The sequence below is a fragment of the Streptomyces sp. NPDC053367 genome, from assembly GCF_044545925.1.
Taxonomy (GTDB): Bacteria; Actinomycetota; Actinomycetes; order Streptomycetales; family Streptomycetaceae; genus Streptomyces.
The window spans coordinates 339,027-356,444 of record NZ_JBITYN010000008.1; the positions used below are offsets into that span (position 1 = coordinate 339,027).

Below are 17,418 nucleotides of genomic sequence, written 5' to 3' on the forward strand. Positions count from 1 at the left end.
GCGGGGGGGCCGCTATGCGGCGGGGCCCCCCCCGCCGGGGGCCCCCGGGGGGCGGGGGGGGGGGGGGCGGTCACCATGAACGGGTGCGTGCTGGTGGGGGGGGCGCCCCCCGGGGGGGCCCGCCCCTCACCCGTGCTCTTCCGTGCGACACGTGCCTTCCGTGCGACGCCTGCTCTTTCCGTGCGCCGGCTTACGGACGCAGTGCGCGCAGCAGCAGGTCGGCCAGGTGGTCGGCGACCTCCTGCGCGCCCATCGGACCGTCCGGGCGGTACCACGTCGACAGGTGGTGGACGGAGCCGAAGTGGTAGTCCACCACCAGGTCGGCCGGGGTGGCCTTGGAGAAGACGCCCGCCTGCTGGCCCTCCTCGATCAGCGCGCGGAAGCGTTCGTGGTAGCGCCGGCGCTCGGAGCGCACCTGCTTGTTCTTCTCCGGGCTGAGGTGGTGCATCGACCGGAAGAAGATCGACGCGTCGTCGAGGTTCTCGATGGTCGTGACGACCACGTCGGCCGCGGCGTCCCTGAGGCGCTTGTCGACCGGTTCGTCGGCGTTGGCGTAGAAGTCGAGGCGTTCCTGCTGGAGGCGCAGCACACGCGCGTACACCTCGTGCAGGAGGTCGTCCTTGGAGCCGAAGTAGTGGTAGAGCGCGCCCTTGGTGACGCCCGCCGCCTCCACGATCTCCTGCACGGAGGTGCGGTCGTACCCCTGCTCGGCGAAGAGGCGGGTGGCGGCGGCCAGGAGCCGCTGCGGCACAGGCGTGCCGTCCCCGTCCGTCGTCCTGGCCACTGCGCCACCTGCCCTTCCGTTCGTTGCTTCCCGGTCTGTGTCGGGCGGGAAGCGGTTCCTGACGGGAGATCTTCCCACGGACGGCTCAGGAGCCGGACTCCCAGGCGCGCTGGACCTTGTTCATCCCGCGCAGCCAGCGGTCGGGCTCGGCGGCCCGGGCCTCGTAGTAGCGGGCCACCTCGGGGTGCGGCAGGATCAGGAAGCGGTTGTCCGCCATGCCCTTGAACAGGGCCTCGGCCACGTCGTCCGGTTCGATCGCGGTCGGTGCGAGCACCAGGTCGCCGGCGCTGCCGGTGGCGGCGAGCATGTCCGTGCGCACGCCCTGGGGGCAGATGGCGTGGACCTTCAGACCCCGGTGGCGGTAGGTCAGGGAGAGCCACTCGGCGAAGGCGTAGGCACCGTGCTTGGTGACGCTGTAGGGGGCGGCGCCGATCATGGTGAGCAGTCCGGCGGCGGAGACGGTGGAGACGAAACGGCCGTCGCCGCGCTCCAGCCAGTCCGGGAGCAGGGCGCGGGCCGCGCGGACGTGGGCCATGACGTTGACGTCCCAGGCGAGCGCCCAGACGTCTTCCCCGGCCGCCTCCGAGCCGCCCGAGCCGACCCCGGCGTTGGCGCAGTAGACGTCGACGGTGCCGCCGAGAGCGTCGCGGGCGTCCTCGACGACCGCGGAGGCGTCGCCGGGCACCGCGACGCCGCCGATCTCGGCCGCGACGGCCTCGGCCTTCGCGGCGTCGAGGTCGTTGACGGCCACCCGGGCGCCCTCGGCGGCGAAGCGGCGGGCGAGCGCGGCCCCGATGCCTCCTCCCGCCCCGGTGACGACCACTCGGGCATCCTGTACGGCTTCCATCGGTCTCCTTGTGGACACGGCAACGGCACGGCACCGGCATGGCAATGCCACGGCATCGGCGGACTGCGGCACGCGGCTGCGGCACGCGGCTCCGCGCAGCGTCAGACTAACCAGTCGGTATGTCACGGGGAAAGACTTCCGGGGGACGTTCGCGGTCGGCCTCGTTCCCCGCGGCCCGGGCCCGCGCTAGCGTGCGTGGGCATGACACCCGCTGGGATCACCCGCTGGGATCACGGAGGTCACCGCATGAAGCTGTCCCGACGAAGCCTGCTCGCCACGACGGCCGCGGTCGCGGCGGCGACCACCACCACCCCCGCCGCCGCGGCCCCGCCGGGCGGCGGACGGCGGCTGCGGACCGGGTTCGAGCGGCTCGTCGCGGACGGGTACGCCCTGCTGGACGGGCAGAAGGTCGGCGTCGTCACCAACCCCACCGGCATCACCCGGGACGCCCGTCACATCGTCGACGTCATGCACGCCGACGCGCGCGTGAACGTCACGGCCGTCTTCGGCCCCGAGCACGGCTTCCGCGGCACCGCCCAGGCGGGCGGCTCGGAGGGCCGCTACGACGACCCGGCGACCGGACTCCCGGTCTACGACACCTACCTCAAGAGCGGGCAGCCGCTGGCCGACGTCTTCACCGCCTCCGGCGTCGACACGGTCGTCTTCGACATCCAGGACGTCGGCGCCCGCTTCTACACGTACATCTGGACGCTCTACGACTGCATGGACGCGGCCCGGCTCGCGGGGAAACGGTTCGTCGTCCTGGACCGGCCCAACCCGGTGAGCGGGCGGTCCGCCGAAGGGCCCGTGCTGCACAGGGAGTTCGCGACGTTCGTCGGGCGGCAGCCGATCTCGCAGGCCCACGGGATGACGGTCGCGGAGCTGGCGCTGCTGTTCAACGGCGAGTTCCTGACGGCCCCCGTACCGCTGGAGACCGTGCGGATGACCGGCTGGCGGCGGTGGGAGTTCCACGACGACTCCGGGCTGCCCTGGGTGCCGCCGAGCCCCAACATGCCGACGCCCGACACCGCGCTGGTGTACTCGGGCACCTGCCTGTTCGAGGGCACCAACCTCTCCGAGGGGCGCGGGACGACCCGGCCGTTCGAACTGCTCGGCGCCGAGGGCCTGGACGGGCGCTGGGCCGCCGCCGCGAACGAAATCGGGCTGCCGGGCGTGCGGTTCAGGGAGGCGTACTTCGCGCCCACGTTCTCCAAGTTCCAGGGCAGGACCGTCGGCGGGGTGCAGATCCACGTCCACGACCGGACCGCCTACGACCCCGTCCGCACGGGCATCGCGCTGCTGGTGACCGCCAGACGGGCCTGGAGCGGCTTCGCCTGGCGGGCCGACAACTGGATCGACAAGCTCACCGGGTCCACCTGGGTGCGGACGGCGATCGACTCGGGCGCCGGCGTCGACGACGTGGTGGCGGGCTGGCAGGAGGAGCTCGCGGCGTTCCGGCGGACGCGGCAGGAGTATCTGCTGTACCGCTGACGCGACGTATGGCCAAGCGGCCCCCTCGGCAGGACGATGCGCCACACCGCGCGCCGGACCGGGACGAGGGGGCTTGTCATGGCAGAGACGGCAATGAGCGTCACCCCGTACTGGGAGCTGACCTTCGACGCGGACGGCGACGCCGATCCGCGCCGCCGGGAGCGGTGCCTCACCGGAGCCGTACGGCGCGGGGTGCGGGACCTGGTGGTGTTCGCGCACGGCTGGAACAACGACCGGTCGGCCGCGACCCGACTGTACAGCCGCTTCTTCGAGCCGTTCCCGGACCTCGCGCCGGCGGCGGCCCTCGGCTACGCGGGGGTGGTCTGGCCGTCGATGCGGTTCGCCGACGAGCCGATCCCGGACTTCCCCAGGGCCCTCGCCGCCGAGCAGCCGACACGCCCGGTGCTGGACAAGGATACCCGGCAGGCCCTGCTGGAGACGTTCCCCGGGCGGGCCGCGGTCGTCGACCGGCTCGCCCGGCTGCTGGACCGGCAGCCCGACGGGCCGGACGGACTCGAGGAGTTCGGGCGGCTGGTGCGGCTGCTGGTGGAGGTGTCGGGGCCGCAGGAGGGGTACGCCGCCGACACGGACGCCGAGGGCGAACCCGCGCTGTTCTCCGCGCCCGTCGCCCAGGTCTGCGAGGACTTCGCGCGGGCCCTCGGCCGGGGGCCCGCCTTCTCGATCCCCAACCCGTGGGACGGGGCGCACGAACTGCTGCGGCAGGCGACGTACTACGCGATGAAGCGGCGGGCGGGCACGGTCGGCGAGCGCGGGCTCGGCGAGCTGATCGGGCAACTCGCCGCGGCGGCGCCCGAGGTGCGGGTGCATCTGGTCGGACACAGCTTCGGCGCGCGGCTGGTGGCCTTCGCACTGCGCGGCCTGCCGCCGGGCGTGCGCACGGTGAAGTCCGTGACCCTGCTCCAAGGGGCCTTCTCGCAGTACGCGTTCGCGTCCCGGCTGCCGCACGACCCGAGCGCGGGCGGCGCCCTGCGCGGTCGGCAGAGGCGGATCGACGGCCCTCTGGTGTGCTGCCACTCCCGGCACGACTCGGCCCTCGGCACGATGTACCCCCTGGCCTCGCGCATGGCCGGCGACGACCGCGCCGTCACCGGGTCCGGCCTCGGCCGCGCACTCGGCCCGAGATGGGGTGCGATCGGCTACGACGGCATCCAGGCGGTGGACGGCACACGCGTGTGCCCGCTGTCCGACGTGCTGCGGGGCCGGCTCCCGGCGTCCGGGTGCGTCAACGTGGACGTGGCCTCGGTGGTCCGCCGCGGGGGACCGCCGGCCGGGGCACACAGCGACATCGCACACCGAGAACTGGCCCAGGTGGTGCTGACGGCGGGCCGCATCGGGTGACCCCGGCCGGTCGCCGCACGGCGGCGGGCCGCACCGGTGACCCCCGCCGGTCGCCGCACGGCGGCGGGCCGCACCGGGGGGCGGCTCGCCGCCGTGTGCCCGCATCCGCTCAGCGGTGCGACATGAACTCCACGACCTGCTGGTACGTCGGTCGGTTCTGCCAGCCGATCTTGCCGTGCTTGATGCCGCCGAGGGTGCGGTGGACGATCGCGTCGGCGCACCACTGGTCGCCCGCCGCGCACTGGTCGTCGCCGGGGTAGACCTGGGCGGCGGTGCGGGCCGCGGCCTCCTTCAAGGTGCTCAGGAGCGCGTCACGGCAGGCGGTGCGGCTGCCGGCGCCGCAGTACTCGCGGGCCAGCGGCCCCTGGACCGGCTTGTCGAGCACCGCGCGGATGTCCTTGTCGACATAGCTCCACCAGCCGTACTGGAAGGAGCTGCCCGCATGGGCGCCGGTCGGGCCGTGGGCGGCCGAGGGTGACTCGTCGACGGGCAGGTTGGCGGTCATGGCGGCGTAGAGGCCGGTGCCGAGGCCGGGTTCGAACTCGGCCCTGACCAGCAGCGGCCACCAGGCGTCGAGGATGCGGACCGCGTCGGCGTGCGCGTACGTCTTCGAGCCGGCGGAGGTCTCCGTGCGCCGGCCGCCCGCGGACAGCCATGCCTGGAGCTTGGTGACGGCCGCCGCGGCCGCCGGGTCGGACACCGGCGCGCTGCCGATCACTTCGAGCAGGTCGGGCAGGACGTCCTCGGCGCGCAGATCGGTGAGCGCGGCCTCGGCCATCGCCCTCACCAGTGCCGTACGGGTCACCCCGCCCGCGGCCACCAGCCGCCGGACCCGGTCGTCCAGCAGGTCGCCGCGGTGGACGGAGCCCTCGCCCCAGGGCGCGGCGGCGTAGTCGTCGGCCTGCCTGTTGTTCCAGGAGATGTAGTAGTCCTGGTCGACGGAGTTCGGGTGGGCCGAGGCCGGTGTGTAGTCGGCGGTGTTGGCCGCCGGGTCCCAGCCCTGCCATTCGTGGGCCTGCCGCGCCCAGACCGGGAACTCGGCGTCCACGTCCGTGGCCCGTACGGGGTTGTCGCCGCTGTTGTAGTACGCGGTGTGCCGGGAGTCGGCGTAGAACCAGTTGAACGTGTAGTTGATGTGCCGCACCGCGCTCTGGAACGTCGCGGGATCTTTCACGTGGTCCGGATCGTTCAGCATCTGGAAGCCGATGATGGAGTCGGCCTCGTGCAGGAAGGAGGTGCGCAGGGTGGTGTAGGCGACCTTCTTGCCGCCCACGGTCGCGCGGTACTCGACGGGGCCGTACTTCGTGCGCCAGACCCGCATGGTGTACGAACCGGCCGGTGTGGAGTCGGCGGTGGTGGGCTGCCAGGCGTTCTTGCGCTCGACCTTCTCCATCGGGGTGCAGACGCCGCGGTGCAGGTAGTGGTAGTCGTCCTGGCACAGCTCCACGGCGTAGGTGTCGATGATGTCCTGCCCCGAGGTGGTGGCGCTCCAGGCGTAGTCCTGGCCGCGGCCCAGTTCGACGTACATGCTCAGGCCCGCGAAGGAGGCGCCGCGGGCGCTCAGGCCCGGGCCCTGGATCTCCTGGAGCATCAGCAGCTGGGGCGCGAAGTAGCCGGTCTGCGGCCCGAACACGGCTATGGGGTGGCCGCTCGCGGTGTGCTCGCCGCTGACGACGAGGGCGTTGGACATACCGCGCCGGGCCGAGCCGACGGCCTCGCGCGCGGCGGTCGCGGAGGCGGTCGTGGCACTGCCGTCGGCCGCGCTGCCGGTGCGGTCGTACACGAGCGGCTCACGGACCACGGACCCGGCGTCGGGCAGGGCGATCCCCTGCGGGCTCGCGGGCCGGGTGGCGTACGGGAAGCTGCCGGTGCGCTGGGTGAGCACGGCCTCGGGGTCGTCGCGCATCCGGAAGGACTCCCACACGGCGGTGCCCTCGGCGACGCCGTACCGCTGCTGGGCGGCCAGCAGGGACAGCGCGTTGTTCACCTCGCCGCCGCCTCCGGAGCCGAACAGGGCACCGACGACGGAGGCCAGGGCGACCAGGTCGGTGGGCTTGAAGTGCTCGATGGTGCCGGCGTTGGTGATCGAGTCCTTGTGGCCGGTCAGGACGTACTCGCCGGGGAAGTAGCGGCCGCTGTCGGAGGCGTCGATGTAGGCGTTGATGCCGTCGAGGTAGGCGGTCACGTCGGCCATGGCCTGGCGGCCGCGGTCGCCGTTGCGGGCGACGGCGTCGTCGATCTGGGCCTGGAGTTCGGCCTCGGTGTAGGGGGCATTGCGCCAGAACTCCTGCTCCAGGCCCTGGTTGGCGGGGGCGCCGCCCGCGAAGGAGGTCAACTGGCCGCGTCCGACGTGCCGGAAGACGTCCATCAGCCACAGCCGGTCCTCGGCCGCGGCATAGCCGGCTCCGAACTCGGTGCCGTAACGGGTGGTGCCGGTGATGTGCGGGACACCGGTCTTCCTGTCGCGGACGATCGTGACGTCGGTGCGTCCCGCGGGGCGGACGGTGGAGGCGACCTGGTCGGCGGGGACGCCGAAGGAGGCGTCGTTGAAGAAGGTGCCGAGGGTCGCCTCGGTGAGGGCGGGATACCCGGTGGCGAGCCTCGCGTAGGGGCCGAGCTGGTCGGAGGCGTGCGCGGGCATGCTGCCGAAAGCCTGGTTGAGCAGGATCTGGGCGAGGGTGGCGCTGCCGTTCTGGCCGGGCGGCAGGATGTCCGAGCAGCGCCCGCCGCAGTGGTCGGCGACGGCCGCGCTCTGTGCCGCGGGCGCGGCGGCGGCCGGGGCGAGGGGAGACAAAAGACCCGCAATCAGGGTGCATACGGATGCCGTCTTCAGGAACCCGGGGAGAGCACGGGGAGTTCTCATTCTGTCGAGCAGATTGCGTGGGGTGAGCCGTGGCATGGCTGCTCCTACCGACGGGACGGGGGCCGGACGTTACCGGCGGTATCCCCGGGTTCGAAGATGAACATGCGTCAGATTTACGGACCGGGCGCAGCCATACGGGGGTCGTGATTGCGACAAGGCGGAGTGGGAGCGGGTCGCGGAGGGAGCCGAATGGGGTGTCGAGACGTCTATTCGGAGACGTCGGTGCGACCACCCGTGCGGCGACTCGTACGGCGGCCGTACGACGGCGGTACGGCGGCTCGTACGACGGCGGCGGAGGCGGCTCGTGCGACGACGCCGAAGTGACCGAAGTACAGGTGCAGTGTGACGGAGGTGCAGGGCGATGGCCGGATTCCGAAGTCTCGCGAGACAGGTGCGCGACCCGCGGTGCGATCTGGCGCTGCGGCGCTATTCGCTGCGTAAGTGCCTTGAGAGGTTCGCCCCTTACGGGCACCGGGCGACCTGGGACCATCTGTGCCTCCGGGCCGGTTTCGGTCCGGAGGACAGGTCGCCCGACCCGGCGCGGCTCGTGGCCGCGCTGGAGGAGCTGGAGGAGGCGCGGTCGGTGTGGCTGGCCTATGAGGTCGAGTTCGCCGAGCGCCGCAAGAAGGAGAAGCACGACGGGCTGCGCCGGCCGGGCAGCGTGGACGACTGGCACCGGCTGACCTGGGGCGGCTTCGGTGTCGCCTGGTGCGACGACCCGCGGGTCCACCCGCGCGAGCCGCTGGCCGAGGTGCTGCGGCGGCTGATCGCCGCGCTGGAGCGCGAGCCGGGCGTCTCGTGCCCGGTGTGCGACGGCGAGCGGCTGGTGTGGAAGGACGGGCTGTCCCACGAGCCGTCCTCCGGGCCGGTCTGCGTCGAGTGCGGCATCCTCGTGCCCCGGCCCGTCCTCACAGCGGAGGCCCTGGCGGGCGCTCGGCGAGGACGGCAGCTGATCTCCGCCTGAGTTCGCGGCCCGGCCGCGGAGACCCTGGAGGCGCTGAAGGCGCTGAAGGCGCTGAAGGCGCTGACGGCTACGAGGAACAGTGCGGTACGGGGGTACAGGTCAAGGCCGACGGGGGCACGGAGGCTCGGGGCGACGCATGAGGTGACGGGGCGCTCGGCCACCGGGCTCCGGGGGCCGGCCGACGGGGGCACGGGGCTCGGAGACTCGGGGGTGCGCCGGGGATGCCGCACCCCCCTGTCCAGGCGGTCCGGACGGCGACTCAGGGCCTTTCGCCTGAGCTGCGCGACGCCGGCGTCTCCCAGACGACGGGCTAGCAGCACTGGTCCTGCTGTGCCGTGGTCCGCGCTCCACCGGAGTGGCGGGGGCGGGGGCCGCCCGGGCGTTCCGACATTAGGCGGGAGCCGGTGAGGCGGTCGCCGAAGGCGTCGTCGGGGTTGGAGAGGGCGCAGGTGTCCAGGGAGAGACAGCCGCAGCCGATGCAGTCGGTGAGGTGGTCGCGCAGCCGGTTGAGCTGCTTGATGCGCTCGTCCAGCTCGGAGCGCCACGCCTCGGACAGCCGGGCCCAGTCCTCACGGGTGGGTGTGCGCTCCTCGGGGAGCTCGGCGAGGGCGTCCCTGATCGTGGCCAGCGGGATGCCGACCCGCTGGGCGGCCCGGACGAAGGCGACGCGGCGCAGTGCGTCACGGGTGTATCGGCGCTGGTTGCCCGCTGTGCGGCGGCTGCTGATCAGGCCCTTGGACTCATAGAAGTGCAGGGCGGAGACGGCGGCGCCGCTGCGTGCGGAGAGCTGGCCGACCGTGAGCTCGTGGATCTTCTCGGGAATCTGGGGCACCCCTCGAAGCCTACAGAGCCCGGCAGGCGGACCGTCCGTTGACAGGGGCCTTCGACGCGACCATGCTAAGCAGTTGCTTAGACATGGTGACCGCGTGATGCACAGGGAAGGCCGGGACGACATGGCAGAGCCGAGGATCTTCACCTCCGTCGACGAGCTCAAGGCGGCGGTGGGCGAGCAGCTGGGGTACACGGACTGGCTGGAGATCGACCAGAAGCGGATCGATCTGTTCGCCGAGGCCACCGGGGACCACCAGTGGATCCACGTCGACCCGGAGAAGGCCGCCGCGGGCCCCTTCGGTACGACCATCGCGCACGGCTACCTCACGCTGTCGCTGCTGCCGCTGTTCGGACCGCAGCTGATCGGCGTCGAGGGCGTGAAGATGGGCGTCAACTACGGCACGAACAAGGTCCGCTTCCCCGCGCCCGTACCGGTCGGCTCCCGCCTGCGCGCCACCGCCACGATCGCCGGCGTCGAGGACGTGCCGGGCGGCGTACAGGTGACCACCGCCTTCGTCGTGGAACGCGACGGAGGCGACAAGCCGGTGTGCGTGGCGGAGTCGGTGGCCCGGTACTACCTCTGACGCCGGGGGCCGGCGGGGCGGGTGAGCCACACCGAGCCTGCGCGGCGGCCCGGCCCCGGAGAGCCGGCTGAGCGGCCGGGCTCGGAGGATGGGCCGAGTCGGGCAGGCTGGGAGTGGCGGCCGAGTCGAGCAGGTCCGGCCCGGCAGGCCGAGCGGCCCCGGCAAGCCGACGGTGAAGATGCCGGGCGGCCCGAGCAGGCCGGGGGCGGGGCGAAGGAGCCAGGGCGTCCCCGGCCGGCGCGAGCGACGAGCAGGTCCCCCGCGGCCCCGTGGGCTACTTGCCCGCGCCCACCATCCGCAGGACCAGGTCGGCGTACAGGGCGCCGACCTCGTCGGGGGTGCGCGGGCCGTCCACGTTGAACCAGCGGGCGACGTCGATGCAGAGGGAGAGGACGGCGAGGGTGGTGGCGTGGACGTCGAGGACGTCGAACTCGCCGGAGGCGACGCCGTCCTCGATGATGCCGCGGACCTCGCCGTCGACCTGGCGGCGCAGGGCAAGGATCTCGGCGCGGGCGTCGGGGCCGAGCGAGTCCAGTTCGTACTGGACGACCCGGGCGGTCGTCCGGCCGCCGGCGTGCCAGCGGACGAAGGAGCTGACGGCGCCGGCGAGCCGCTCGGTGGCGGTGCCCTCACGGGCGGAGGCCGTGCGCAGGATCTCCAGGGCCTTCTCGTGGCCGATCCGGCTGATCCGGTGGAGCAGCTCTTCCTTGGTCTTGTAGTGGATGTACAGCGCGGCCGGGCTCATGCCCGCGCGGCCGGCGATGTCGCGGGTGGTCGTGGCGTGGTAGCCGCGCTCGGCGAAGGCCTCCACCGCGGCCACGAGCAGTCGCCGGGCCGCGTCGGGCGTGACCTCGTCCCACGCCTGCGGCTCGCCGCCGGTCGTCTCCTCCGCCGTACTCATCGCTGGTTCGCCCCTCTCGCTGACAGGGACACCACCATACCCCTGTGGGTGAGCGGGCGCTTAGAGCAGCCGGTGGGCGCTGGGCCGAACGGATCTCAGAGCCGCTCCAGGGGATGATAGGGCCTGCGCTCGGCCTCCTGACGGTCACGGATGACCTTGGCCAGGGTGAAGGCCGAGGTGACGAGGTACAGCACGGCGATCGCCAGGAAGCCCCGCACCCAGGCGTCGGCCTCCAGCTTGAAGATCCCGACGGCGGTGGCGGCCATGGCGACGGCGAAGGAGGCGACGGCCTGGCCGTAGAAGGCGGCCGTGTTCTGCGGCTTGTCTGCGGAGTCACTCATGGCAGGAGCATCCATGAGAGGCGGCTCGCGCCACATCCGCTCGGCTACTCAGCCGCGTACTCAGAAGCCCGACAGCGCCCCGGAAAGCCTCAGAACGCCGAGACCCCCGTCAGCGCACGGCCGATGAGCAGCTTCTGGATCTGGCTGGTGCCCTCGTACAGGGTCATCACCCGGGCGTCGCGCAGGAGTTTGCCGGCCGGGTACTCGTCGATGTAGCCGTAGCCGCCGAAGACCTGCAGCGCGTTGTTGGCGGCGCGCACGGCGGCCTCGGAGGCGAACAGCTTGGCCTTGGAGGACTCCACGGCGAAGGGCTGCCCCCGGTCGATCAGGTCGGCGACCCGCCAGGTCAGCAGCCGGGCCGCGTCGACGTCGAGGGCGATGTCGCTGATCAGCTCCTGCACCAGCTGGTGCCGGGCGATGGGCGTGCCGAACTGCTCGCGTTCGCCCGCGTAGCGCACCGCCGCGTCCAGGGCGGCCTGGGCGATGCCGACGCACCCGGCCGCCACCGACATCCGGCCCTTGGCGAGCGCGGACATGGCGACGGAGAAGCCCTTGCCCTCCTCTCCGAGCATGGCGGAGGCGGGGACCCGGACGTCCTCCAGGACCAGCTCGGCGGTGGCCTGGCCGCGCAGACCGAGCTTGCCGTGGATCGTACGGCGGGTCAGGCCGGGGGAGTCGGTGGGGACGAGGAAGGCGGTGACGCCCTTGTGGCCGGGGGCGTCGGTGGAGCGGGCGAACAGCAGGACGACGTCGGCCCAGGTGCCGTTGGTGATGAACATCTTGGTGCCGTTGACGACGTAGTCGTCGCCGTCGCGGACCGCGCGGGTGGTGAGGTTCCCCGCGTCGGAGCCGGTGCCGGGTTCGGTGAGGGCGAAGCAGCCGACGTAGGCGCCGGAGGTCAGCCCCGGCAGCCAGTGGCGTTTCTGCTCCTCGTTCCCCCACGCGGCGATCGTCTTGGCGACCAGGCCGAGGGAGACGGAGACGATGCCGCGCACCGAGGAGTCGCCGCGGCCCAGTTCCTCGGTGACCAGGCAGTACGCCAGGTGGTCGCCGCCGGAGCCGCCGTACTCCTCGTCGACGGTCAGGCCGAGGAAGCCGACCTCGCCGAGCTTCTTCACGATGCCGCGGTCGACCTCCTCGGCGCGGTCCCAGACGACCGCGTGCGGGGCGATCTCGCGCTCCACGAAGTCCCGGGCCAGCTGCCTGACGGCGGTCTGCTCCTCGCTGAGCGCCAGGTTCACCACGCGATCACCCCACTGAGAAGAGGACGGAGGTCACAGAGACAAAGGACCTTGAAAGCTGCACATTTAAATTAGCACCGCTAGTTTCCCGGTGCAGCCCTACTATGTGCGCCATGGCCCGACCGCGCAAGCCCCTGCTGAGCACCGACCGCATCGTGGAAGCGGCGCGGGAGCTCGTCGACGCCGAGGGCCTGGCGGCCGTCTCCACGCGGCGCCTCGCCGCCGAGCTGGGGGTGAGCGGGCCCTCCCTCTACAACCACTTCCGCACCAAGGACGAGATCCTGGAGGCCGTCGCCGACTCGGTGAGCGCCCAGGTCGACCTGTCGATGTTCGAGGACGGCCGGAACTGGCGGACCGCGCTGCACGACTGGGCCGTCTCCTACCGGGCCGCCCTGCGCGACCACCCCAACATCGTCCCGGTCCTCGCCCGCGGCCCCGGCCGCCGCCCGGCCGCGCTGCGGCTCGCCGACGCCGTCTACGGCGCGATGGTCGAGGCGGGGTGGCCGCCGCCGCAGGCCACCTCCATCGGCGCGCTGATGCGGTACTTCATCATGGGCTCCGCGCTCGGCTCCTTCGCGGGCGGCTTCGTCGACGACGAGAGCGCGTACGACCCCGCCGACTATCCCCACCTCGGGCAGGCCCATCTGCTGGCCGAGCTCCAGGAGAAGATCGACGAGCGGGCCTTCGAGACGGGGCTGACCGCGCTGCTGGACGGGCTGGAGCGGCAGTACGAGCAGGTGGCCGGGGCCGTCTGACGCCTCGGGGGAACCGCGCCGGTTATTTCGGTGGGGGCCGAAGCGTCCCTGGCGCATGCTGGAGCCCATGACCATGAGGGATCCTCAGGCGGCCGGGCTGGCCGCGTTCGCCTCGCTGATCGCCGACGAGACGCGGGCCGCGTGTCTGCTGGCGCTGCTGGACGGGCGGGCCTGGACCGCCGGTGAGCTGGCGCGGCACGCGGGGGTGGCCCCTTCGACGCTGAGCGAGCACCTCGGGAAGCTGGTCGCCGGGGGGCTGCTGGCCGAGGAGCGGCAGGGCCGGCACCGGTACGTACGGCTGGCCTCGGCCGAGGTCGCGCAGCTCGTGGAGGAGCTGGCCGCCCGCGTCGGGCCGGACCGGGCGCGGCGGCCGCGTACGCTGCGCGAGTCGAGCGCCGGGGCCGCCATGGCTCGGGGCCGTACCTGCTACGACCACTTCGCGGGGCGGCTCGGCATCGTGCTCACCGACGCGTTCGCGTCGCGCGGGCTGCTGAGCCGGGACGCCGGGTTCGCGCTCACCGACGCCGGGCTGGCGTGGTTCGGCGCGGCCGGGGTCGCCCTGGAGCGGGGTGGGCGGCGGGCGTTGGCGCGGGGGTGCCTCGACTGGACCGAGCGCCGGCCGCACCTCGCCGGGGTCGCCGGGGCCGCGCTGTGCCGGCACGCGCTGGCGGCGGGGTGGTGCGTGCGGATCGGGTCCGGACGGGCCGTGAAAGTGACCGATACCGGGGAGCAGGCGTTCAGCGACCTGCTGGGAGTGGAGAGCGGGATGCTTCGGTGAACCGAATTCGTCGTGACGGCCTTCTGGCGGCCGGGGCCGCCGGGGTGACCGTCGTGCTGTGGGCGTCCGCCTTCGTGTCCATCCGCAGTGCGGGGACGTCCTACTCCCCCGGCGCGCTCGCGCTCGGGCGGCTGCTCGCCGGGGCGCTGGTCCTCGGGACCCTGTGTGCCGTACGGCGTGAAGGGCTGCCGCCCCGGGACGCCTGGCGGGGCATCGCCGTGTCGGGGGTGTTGTGGTTCGGGTTCTACATGGTCGCCCTCAACTGGGGCGAGCAGCGGGTGGACGCCGGAACCGCGGCGCTGGTGGTGAACATCGGGCCGATCCTCATCGCCCTGCTGGCTTCCCGGGTGCTCGGGGACGCGATGCCGCCGCGGCTGGTCGCCGGGATGGCGGTGTCGTTCGCCGGCGCGGTGGCCGTCGGGCTGTCGATGTCGGGCGGCGGAGGGTCCTCGGTGCTCGGGGTGGCGCTGTGTCTGCTCGCCGCGGTCGCGTACGCCGCCGGTGTCGTCGCGCAGAAGCCGGCGCTGGGCCGTGCGAGCGCGCTGCAGGTGACGACGTACGGGTGCGCCGTCGGGGCGGTGATGTGCCTGCCGTTCGCGGGGCAGCTGGTGCGGGAGGTGGGCGAGGCCCCCGTCGGGGCCACGCTCAACATGGTCTATCTCGGGGTGTTCCCGACCGCGCTGGCCTTCACCACCTGGGCCTACGCCCTCGCCCGGACGAGCGCCGGGCGGATGGGTGCGACCACGTACGCGGTGCCCGCGCTGGTCGTGGTGATGTCGTGGTTGCTGCTCGGCGAGGTGCCGGGGGTGCTCACGCTGGCGGGCGGGGCGCTGTGCCTGGCGGGCGTGGCGGTGTCGAGGTCCCGCCCACGGGCCGCGGCGCCGCAACCGGAACCGGACTCGGCGCCGCAACCGGAACCGGATTCGGCGCCGGAGCCGCGGACCACGGGCGCCGACGCCTCCGCGTGACCCCGGACGGTGTGCGGATGTGCCGCGCACCCCGGCGTCGGTACGAGGCCGGGGTGCGGGGTGTCGCAGGTCAGAAGACGACCAGGGCGCGGCCGCCCTTGCCCGCGAGCATGTTGTCGAAGGCGGCGGGGATGCCGTCCAGGGTGATCCGCTCGGTCACCAGCGACGAGAGGTCGAGGCGGCCGGTGCGGACGTGGTCGGCGAGCACCGGCAGGTCGCGGGCCGGGTCGGTGTTGCCGTAGACGCAGCCGGAGAGGGTGCGGCCCCAGTGGAAGATCTCCAGGGCGTTGAAGGTGACCTGCTGGTCCTTGCCGCCGATGCCGACGACGGTGGTGCGGCCGCCGCGCCGGGTGGACTCCCAGGCGGCCCGGATGGTGACCGCGCGGCCGACGCACTCGACGGCCACGTCCACGCCCTGCTTGCCGGTGAGGGCGCGGATCGCGCGCGGGGTGTCCTCGGAGGCGACGACGTAGTCGGTGGCGCCCGCGGCGCGGGCCAGTTCCTCCTTGGCCGGGGAGACGTCGACGGCGACGATCTTCGACGCGCCGGCGATCCGGGCGGCCTGGAGCGCGGCCAGGCCCACTCCCCCGACGCCGAAGACCGCGACCGTCTCGCCCTCGCGGACCCGGGCGGAGTGGTGGACGGCGCCGTAGCCGGTGAGGACCGCGCAGCCGAGGAGGGCCGCGTCGGTGAGCGGGACACCCTGCGGGGCGGGCAGGGCGCAGGCGGCGGGGACGACGGTCTCCTCGGCGAACGCGGCGACGTTCAGGCCGGGGTGCAGGTCGGTGCCGTCGGCGGTGCGGGCGTAGACGTCGGCGACGCCGTTGAGCGCGTTGGCGCACAGCCAGACCTCGCCGAGCGAGCAGGCGTGGCAACGACCGCAGGACGGCGCCCAGTTGAGGACGACACCGTCGCCGGGGGCGACATGGGTGACGCCCTCGCCGACGGAGACGACCAGGCCCGCACCCTCGTGCCCGAGGACGGCCGGGACGGGGACGCGCATGGTGCCGTTGGTCAGGGACAGGTCGGAGTGGCAGACACCTGCCGCGGCGAGGCGGACGCGGACCTGGCCGGGGCCGGGCTCGGGCAGGTCGATGTCGGTGATCTCCAGCGGGGCACCGACGGCGGGCAGTACGGCGGCACGGACGGCCATGACGGGCAACTCTCCTAGAACTGCAGGGACTTGGTCTGGAGGTACTCGGCGAGGCCGTGTGCGCCGAGCTCACGGCCGACGCCCGACTGCTTGTAACCGCCGAACGGGGCGAGGGGGTTGAAGCGTCCGCCGTTGATGTCGACCTGGCCGGTGTCCATGCGGCGGGCGAAGGCGACGGCCTCGGCCTCGTCGCCGGCCCAGACGGCGCCGGCGAGGCCGTAGACGGTGCCGTTGGCGATGCGCAGGGCGTCCGCCTCGTCCTCGTAGCGGATGATCGACAGGACCGGGCCGAAGATCTCCTCCTGGGCGATGGTCATGTCCTCCGTGACGTCGGCGAAGACGGTCGGGCTGACGAAGTAGCCCCGCTCGCGCGGCGGTTCGGAGCCGCCCGCGACCAGGCGCGCGCCCTCGGCGACACCCTTGTCGATGTAACCGCGCACCCGCTCCTGCTGCTTGGCGTTGACGAGCGGGCCGATGCGGTCGCCGTACTTGGCGGCGGCGGCCGCGGCGAGCTCGACGGCCTCGTCGTAGCGGGAGGTGTGCACGAGCATGCGGGTCCAGGCGCTGCACGTCTGGCCGGAGTTGGACATGACGTTGGCGACGCCGACGTTGACCGCCTTGGCCAGGTCGGCGCTCGGCAGGATGACGTTGGCGGACTTGCCGCCCAGTTCCAGCGCGACCCGCTTGACGGCGCCGCCGGCGAGGGCGCCGATGCGCCGGCCGACGGCCGTGGAGCCGGTGAAGGAGACCAGGTCGACGTCCGGGTGCTCGGCGAGGGCCTGACCGGCGACCGGGCCGAGGCCGGTGACGAGGTTGAACACGCCCGCCGGGACCTCCGCCTCGTGGACGGCCTCGGCGAAGAGCTGGGCGGTCAGCGGGGTGTCCTCGGCGGGCTTGAGGACGACCGTGCAGCCGGCCGCGAGGGCGGGGGCGACCTTGGCGACGATCTGGTGGAGCGGATAGTTCCAGGGGGTGATCGCGGCGACCACGCCGACCGGCTCGCTGTAGACGGTGGAGTTGCCCACCTTCTCCTCGAAGGGGTACGTCGCGGCCAGCTCGGCGTAGGAGCTCGCGACGGCGATCGGGGCACCGACGTGGACGCTCTGCGAGAAAGGCAGGGGCGAGCCCAGCTCGGCGGTGACCGTCTCGGCGATCTCGTCCTTGCGGGCGATCAGCACGTCCCGCAGCGCGGCGAGCCGCTCCGCGCGGGCGGCCGGCGACGTCGCGGCCCAGCCGGGCAGCGCGGCGCGGGCGGCCCGTACGGCGGCCTCCACGTCCTCGGCGTCACCCGCGGGCACCCGGGCGACGACCTGCTCGTCCGCCGGGTCGACCACGTCGATCACGCCCTGCCCCGCGGCGGGGCGCCAGGCGCCGTCGATGTACATGCCGTCCTGGGCCTTCATCGGCCTACCTCCCGAGATCGCGGCGACGTCCGCCAGCCAAACTAGCGGCGATAGTTTTCTCGCGCCAGAGGCATTCCCCGCGCAGGGGTCACGCCCGCACGGGAGACGTCCCCGCGAGAGGCTACGCCAGGGGGCCGCCGCGATCGGAGGCGCAC

The 17,418-nt window shown here is 73.2% G+C and carries 16 protein-coding genes; 7 read left to right on the forward strand and 9 right to left on the reverse strand.

The genetic code is table 11. From position 1 onward, the window contains the following. Positions 1 to 190 precede the first annotated feature (190 nt). Both ACIGXJ_RS23940 and ACIGXJ_RS23945 read right to left on the reverse strand, forming a co-directional pair. On the reverse strand, positions 191 to 784 hold the full coding sequence (locus tag ACIGXJ_RS23940; RefSeq protein ID WP_399648817.1) for a TetR/AcrR family transcriptional regulator: 594 nt from the start codon (positions 782 to 784) through the stop codon (positions 191 to 193). Between the two features lie 85 nt (positions 785 to 869). Continuing rightward, positions 870 to 1,631 carry an SDR family oxidoreductase gene (locus tag ACIGXJ_RS23945; RefSeq protein WP_399648820.1) on the reverse strand — a complete coding sequence of 254 codons (762 nt, stop codon included), beginning with the start codon at positions 1,629 to 1,631 and terminating at the stop codon, positions 870 to 872. A gap of 246 nt (positions 1,632 to 1,877) precedes the next feature. On the opposite strand from ACIGXJ_RS23945, the gene ACIGXJ_RS23950 reads away from it, so the two are divergent. Together ACIGXJ_RS23950 and ACIGXJ_RS23955 are read left to right on the forward strand one after the other, a co-directional pair. Beyond that, a complete protein-coding gene (locus ACIGXJ_RS23950) occupies positions 1,878 to 3,122 on the forward strand; it encodes an exo-beta-N-acetylmuramidase NamZ domain-containing protein (RefSeq protein ID WP_399648823.1) in 1,245 nt (414 codons plus the stop codon). A 78-nt stretch (positions 3,123 to 3,200) separates the two neighbouring features. Next, complete coding sequence (locus ACIGXJ_RS23955) at positions 3,201 to 4,481, forward strand: serine-threonine protein kinase (RefSeq protein WP_399648825.1); 1,281 nt, start codon at positions 3,201 to 3,203, stop codon at positions 4,479 to 4,481. A 109-nt stretch (positions 4,482 to 4,590) separates the two neighbouring features. Here the strand turns inward: ACIGXJ_RS23955 and ACIGXJ_RS23960 are convergent, their stop codons facing one another. Beyond that, positions 4,591 to 7,380, reverse strand: coding sequence for a penicillin acylase family protein (locus ACIGXJ_RS23960; RefSeq protein WP_399648828.1), 2,790 nt, complete (start codon positions 7,378 to 7,380; stop codon positions 4,591 to 4,593). 325 nt (positions 7,381 to 7,705) lie between these two features. On the opposite strand from ACIGXJ_RS23960, the gene ACIGXJ_RS23965 reads away from it, so the two are divergent. Next, positions 7,706 to 8,308 carry a hypothetical protein gene (locus ACIGXJ_RS23965; RefSeq protein WP_399648831.1) on the forward strand — a complete coding sequence of 201 codons (603 nt, stop codon included), beginning with the start codon at positions 7,706 to 7,708 and terminating at the stop codon, positions 8,306 to 8,308. A 310-nt stretch (positions 8,309 to 8,618) separates the two neighbouring features. On the opposite strand, the gene soxR is transcribed toward ACIGXJ_RS23965, so the two are convergent. Then, positions 8,619 to 9,140, reverse strand: a complete 522-nt coding sequence (gene soxR / locus ACIGXJ_RS23970; protein WP_399648834.1) for a redox-sensitive transcriptional activator SoxR — start codon at positions 9,138 to 9,140, stop codon at positions 8,619 to 8,621. A 121-nt stretch (positions 9,141 to 9,261) separates the two neighbouring features. Here soxR and ACIGXJ_RS23975 point away from each other — a divergent pair, with 121 nt between their 5' ends. After that, on the forward strand, positions 9,262 to 9,723 hold the full coding sequence (locus ACIGXJ_RS23975; protein WP_399649106.1) for a MaoC family dehydratase: 462 nt from the start codon (positions 9,262 to 9,264) through the stop codon (positions 9,721 to 9,723). Between the two features lie 274 nt (positions 9,724 to 9,997). Here ACIGXJ_RS23975 and ACIGXJ_RS23980 read toward each other — a convergent pair whose 3' ends face one another. The 3 genes from ACIGXJ_RS23980 to ACIGXJ_RS23990 form a co-directional block, all read right to left on the reverse strand. Continuing rightward, entirely contained in the window at positions 9,998 to 10,624 is a 627-nt protein-coding gene (locus ACIGXJ_RS23980; protein ID WP_399648836.1) for a TetR/AcrR family transcriptional regulator, read from the reverse strand. A 95-nt stretch (positions 10,625 to 10,719) separates the two neighbouring features. Beyond that, positions 10,720 to 10,965 (reverse strand): YiaA/YiaB family inner membrane protein, encoded by a 246-nt coding sequence (locus ACIGXJ_RS23985; protein ID WP_399648840.1) that lies wholly within the window; start codon positions 10,963 to 10,965, stop codon positions 10,720 to 10,722. Positions 10,966 to 11,054: 89 nt separating this feature from the next. Next, on the reverse strand, positions 11,055 to 12,206 hold the full coding sequence (locus ACIGXJ_RS23990; protein WP_399649109.1) for an acyl-CoA dehydrogenase family protein: 1,152 nt from the start codon (positions 12,204 to 12,206) through the stop codon (positions 11,055 to 11,057). A 113-nt stretch (positions 12,207 to 12,319) separates the two neighbouring features. Here ACIGXJ_RS23990 and ACIGXJ_RS23995 point away from each other — a divergent pair, with 113 nt between their 5' ends. Genes ACIGXJ_RS23995 through ACIGXJ_RS24005 form a run of 3 tightly spaced genes read left to right on the forward strand, consistent with a single transcriptional unit; the run spans position 12,320 to position 14,707 of the window. Next, the gene (locus ACIGXJ_RS23995) at positions 12,320 to 12,961 is read left to right on the forward strand and encodes a TetR/AcrR family transcriptional regulator (RefSeq protein ID WP_399648843.1); all 642 of its coding nucleotides are present in this window, start codon (positions 12,320 to 12,322) and stop codon (positions 12,959 to 12,961) included. A gap of 55 nt (positions 12,962 to 13,016) precedes the next feature. Beyond that, entirely contained in the window at positions 13,017 to 13,739 is a 723-nt protein-coding gene (locus ACIGXJ_RS24000; RefSeq protein ID WP_399648846.1) for an ArsR/SmtB family transcription factor, read from the forward strand. Then, positions 13,736 to 14,707 (forward strand): EamA family transporter, encoded by a 972-nt coding sequence (locus ACIGXJ_RS24005; protein ID WP_399648849.1) that lies wholly within the window; start codon positions 13,736 to 13,738, stop codon positions 14,705 to 14,707. Before ACIGXJ_RS24000 ends, ACIGXJ_RS24005 begins: the two co-directional genes overlap by 4 nt. A 70-nt stretch (positions 14,708 to 14,777) precedes the next feature. Here ACIGXJ_RS24005 and ACIGXJ_RS24010 read toward each other — a convergent pair whose 3' ends face one another. Further along, entirely contained in the window at positions 14,778 to 15,860 is a 1,083-nt protein-coding gene (locus ACIGXJ_RS24010) for a Zn-dependent alcohol dehydrogenase (RefSeq protein ID WP_399648852.1), read from the reverse strand. Positions 15,861 to 15,874: 14 nt separating this feature from the next. Further along, positions 15,875 to 17,263, reverse strand: a complete 1,389-nt coding sequence (locus ACIGXJ_RS24015) for an aldehyde dehydrogenase family protein (protein ID WP_399648855.1) — start codon at positions 17,261 to 17,263, stop codon at positions 15,875 to 15,877. Positions 17,264 to 17,418: the final 155 nt, after the last annotated feature.

Coding starts and splice junctions, on each gene's coding strand:
- ACIGXJ_RS23945 (WP_399648820.1), bottom strand. CDS start 1,631: ATGGAAGCCGTACAGGATGCCCGAGTGGTCGTCACCGGGGCGGGAGGA.
- ACIGXJ_RS23950 (WP_399648823.1), top strand. CDS start 1,878: ATGAAGCTGTCCCGACGAAGCCTGCTCGCCACGACGGCCGCGGTCGCG.
- ACIGXJ_RS23955 (WP_399648825.1), top strand. CDS start 3,201: ATGGCAGAGACGGCAATGAGCGTCACCCCGTACTGGGAGCTGACCTTC.
- ACIGXJ_RS23960 (WP_399648828.1), bottom strand. CDS start 7,380: ATGCCACGGCTCACCCCACGCAATCTGCTCGACAGAATGAGAACTCCC.
- ACIGXJ_RS23965 (WP_399648831.1), top strand. CDS start 7,706: ATGGCCGGATTCCGAAGTCTCGCGAGACAGGTGCGCGACCCGCGGTGC.
- ACIGXJ_RS23975 (WP_399649106.1), top strand. CDS start 9,262: ATGGCAGAGCCGAGGATCTTCACCTCCGTCGACGAGCTCAAGGCGGCG.
- ACIGXJ_RS23980 (WP_399648836.1), bottom strand. CDS start 10,624: ATGAGTACGGCGGAGGAGACGACCGGCGGCGAGCCGCAGGCGTGGGAC.
- ACIGXJ_RS23985 (WP_399648840.1), bottom strand. CDS start 10,965: ATGAGTGACTCCGCAGACAAGCCGCAGAACACGGCCGCCTTCTACGGC.
- ACIGXJ_RS23995 (WP_399648843.1), top strand. CDS start 12,320: ATGGCCCGACCGCGCAAGCCCCTGCTGAGCACCGACCGCATCGTGGAA.
- ACIGXJ_RS24000 (WP_399648846.1), top strand. CDS start 13,017: ATGCTGGAGCCCATGACCATGAGGGATCCTCAGGCGGCCGGGCTGGCC.
- ACIGXJ_RS24010 (WP_399648852.1), bottom strand. CDS start 15,860: ATGGCCGTCCGTGCCGCCGTACTGCCCGCCGTCGGTGCCCCGCTGGAG.
- ACIGXJ_RS24015 (WP_399648855.1), bottom strand. CDS start 17,263: ATGAAGGCCCAGGACGGCATGTACATCGACGGCGCCTGGCGCCCCGCC.